This window comes from Stenotrophomonas sp. P5_B8 (genome assembly GCF_054049855.1).
In genome coordinates this window covers 1-3,132 of record NZ_JBFULO010000437.1, presented here as the reverse complement: position 1 = coordinate 3,132, position 3,132 = coordinate 1, and the positions used below count along the sequence as shown (strand labels likewise).

At 68.0% G+C, this 3,132-nt stretch carries 3 protein-coding genes; all 3 read left to right on the top strand.

What is annotated here, in order from left to right:
• Nucleotide 1 precedes the first annotated feature (1 nt).
• The 3 genes from ACXJKH_RS17675 (at nucleotide 2) to ACXJKH_RS17665 (ending at nucleotide 2,777) form a co-directional block, all read left to right on the top strand.
• Nucleotides 2-634 carry a fumarylacetoacetate hydrolase family protein gene (locus tag ACXJKH_RS17675; protein ID WP_457321283.1) on the top strand — a complete coding sequence of 211 codons (633 nt, stop codon included), beginning with the start codon at nucleotides 2-4 and terminating at the stop codon, nucleotides 632-634.
• A gap of 58 nt (nucleotides 635-692) precedes the next feature.
• The gene (gene mscL, locus ACXJKH_RS17670) at nucleotides 693-1,106 is read left to right on the top strand and encodes a large-conductance mechanosensitive channel protein MscL (RefSeq protein WP_121039325.1); all 414 of its coding nucleotides are present in this window, start codon (nucleotides 693-695) and stop codon (nucleotides 1,104-1,106) included.
• 249 nt (nucleotides 1,107-1,355) lie between these two features.
• Nucleotides 1,356-2,777: a M28 family peptidase gene (locus ACXJKH_RS17665; protein WP_457321280.1), complete on the top strand. Its 1,422-nt coding sequence runs from the start codon at nucleotides 1,356-1,358 to the stop codon at nucleotides 2,775-2,777.
• The last annotated feature ends 355 nt before the right edge of the window (nucleotides 2,778-3,132 follow it).

Here is a 3,132-nt window from a genome sequence, read left to right as displayed (position 1 = left end):
CATCTACTGTGTCGGGCGCAACTTCGCCGACCATGCGCGCGAGATGGGCGCGGCCGTGCCGGCCGCCGAGGATCGCGGCCGCCCGATGTTCTTCAGCAAGCCCGCCGATGCGATCGTGGTCGGACATGACGATGTGATTCCCTACCCGTCGGCGACCTCGGACCTGCACCACGAAGTCGAGCTGGTGGTGGCGATCGGCCGCGACGCGCCCGCCGGCGAGCTGCCGGTCGACCAGGCCGAAGCACTGGTGTTCGGCTACGGCGTCGGCCTGGACCTGACGCGGCGCGACCTGCAGGCGCAGGCCAAGGCCAAGGGCCATCCGTGGGATCCGGCCAAGGGCTTCGACCAGTCCGCCCCGGTCAGCGAACTGGTGCCGGCGGCGGAAGTGGGCGATCTGGCCGCGCTCAACCTGTCGCTGGAGATCAACGGTGAAGTACGCCAGCAGTCGCTGCTGGACCAGATGATCTGGAACGTGCCGGAGATCCTGCACGAGTTGTCCAAGCTGTGGGCGCTGAAAGCCGGCGACCTGGTCTTCATGGGCACCCCATCGGGCGTGGCCGCGTTGAAGCCGGGCGACCGTTTCAGCGCGCGGCTGGAGAACGTGGCCGAGCGCCACGGCATCATCGCCGGATGACACGCGCTGCGCTACGCTGCGGCGTCCTTTGATTCCCCCGATACGATAGGAGAGCCCGATGGGTGTACTGACTGAGTTCAAAGAGTTCGCCATGCGTGGCAACGTCATCGACCTGGCGGTCGGTGTGGTCATCGGTGCGGCGTTCGGCAAGATCGTCACCGCGCTGGTGGACAAAATCATCATGCCGCCGCTCGGCTGGATGATCGGGCGGGTGGATTTCTCCGAACTGGCCTGGACGCTGGCCCCGGCGCGGATTGCCGCAGATGGCAAGGAGATTCCGGCGGTGGTGATCGGCTACGGCGACTTCCTCAACACCGTGGTGCAGTTCGTGATCGTGGCCTTTGCGATCTTCATGGTCGTGAAGTTCATCAACCGCCTGGCCCGCAAGAAGCAGGCCGAGCCGGCCGCCCCGGCGGCGCCGAGCGAAGAAGTGCTGCTGCTGCGCGAAATCCGCGACAACCTGAAGCACTGAGGCAGCACTGTCGGTGGCCCGCCGCTGGCCGGCAGCACGGAAACGGTAGTGCCGGCCGCTGGCCGGCTCCACGGATATCCTGCATCGCGCGGAACCGGCCAGCGGCCGGCACTACCCATCGAAAGCCCCGCTCCGGCGGGGTTTTCGCTTTTGGAAAACAGCATTCGCCGGAGCATGACCTACCGCCCATGTGCGGCGCTGGCAGGCTGCTAAGCTCGGGGGCTTCCGTCCCGTTTCCCGGAGCTGTCCATGCGTCGCCGCGTCCTTGCCATCGCATCCTCCCTCGCCCTGCTGGCCGCGCCGGCCTTCGCGGCGACGGGCACCACCACGCTGCCGCCGAAGTCGCTGGCCACTGCCGCCGAACTGCGTGAGCAGGCGCTCAAGGACGACACCGGCTGGAAGGTGGTCGAATCGCTCACCACCGAGATCGGCCCGCGCATCGCCGGCGGTGAAGCCGATCCGCGCGCCGTGGCCTGGGCGGTGGCCAAGTTCAAATCGCTGGGCTTTGACAAGGTGTGGACCGAGCCGGTCACCTTCCCCAAGTGGGAGCGCCGCAGTGAGCATGCGCAGGTCACCGGCAAGCATGCCCAGCCGCTGACCATCACCGCCCTGGGCGGCAGCCCGGGTGGCACGGTCGAAGCCGAGGTGGTGCGCTTTGCCGACCTGGCCGCGCTGCAGGCCGCGCCGGCCGGCTCGCTGGCGGGCAAGATCGCCTTCGTCGATTACCAGATGACCGCCTACCGCGATGGCCGCGACTACGGCAATGGCGGCGCGGTGCGCAGCAAGGGGCCGTCCGAGGCGATCCGCAAAGGCGCGGTGGGCTTTGTGATGCGCTCGGCCGGTACCGATTCGCACCGCGTGCCGCACACCGGTATCACCCGCTTCGACGACGGCCTCACCCCGGTGCCGTCGGCGGCGTTGTCGGTGCCCGATGCCAATCAGCTGGCGCGCCTGGTGGCGCTTGGCAGCACCACGCTCAAGCTCACCCTGGACTGCGGCTGGGACGGCAAGGCCACCTCCTACAACGTGATCGGCGAGATCACCGGGCGCAGCCTGCCCAAGGAAGTGGTGGTGATCGGCGGACATCTGGATTCGTGGGACCTGGGCACCGGGGCGATCGATGATGGCGCCGGCGTGGGCATCACCATGGCCGCCGGCCATCTGATCGGCCAGCTGAAGCAGGCGCCCAAGCGCACCATCCGCGTGGTTGCGTTCGCCAACGAGGAACAGGGTCTGTACGGCGGCAAGGCCTATGCCGAAGCGCATGCCAAGGACGTGGTGCTGCACCAGCTGGCCGCCGAGAGCGACTTCGGTGCGGGCCGCATCTATGCGTTCAACACCGGCTCGCCGAACCCGGAGGGCTCGCGCGAGGCAACCCGCCAGATCGCCGAAGTACTCAAGCCGCTGGGCATCGAGTACGCCGCTGACAAGGGTGGCCCGGGCCCGGACGTGGGTCCGCTGGCGGCCAAGGGCGGTGCGTGGGCCTGGCTTGCGCAGGACGGCAGCGATTACTTCAACCTGCACCACACCGCCGACGACACCCTGGACAAGATCGACCCGGCCGCGTTGGCACAGAACGTGGCGGCGTACACGGTGTTTGCCTACCTGGCGGCCGAGGCCGAGGGCAGCTTCGGCAGCGAGRCCAAGCCGACCACGCCGCCGAACGAATGATCGCAGCGCGCGACGGCGTGGCGTCGTCGCCTTGCGATTGTTGATCGCGGTGCTCTAGAAAAAGGTGCTTCCTGCAGTGGCAGGGAGCGTCTTGTTCCAAAGGACATGGAAATGGCGCAGGGCGATATGCATGCGGACGGGATCCAGGCGCCGTCTCTGGATCGGTGGTGTCTCCGCTCGGGCCTGTCGCGAGCGTGAGGGCCCCGTAGCAGCCGGTAGGCAGGGGCAAGCCAGGCTTTTCTGGCCTTGGTCGGTGGGTTGGGCGCTGGGCCCCCATGCCCTTGGAGGCGAAATAAAGGGGGAGGTGGCGGCCGTAGGCCGACGCCGGAGGACATTCGCCGGAAAGGGCATGGGG

Excerpts from the sequence above, each read along its gene's own strand:
- mscL (WP_121039325.1), top strand. The coding sequence starts at position 693 with ATGGGTGTACTGACTGAGTTCAAAGAGTTCGCCATGCGTGGCAACGTC.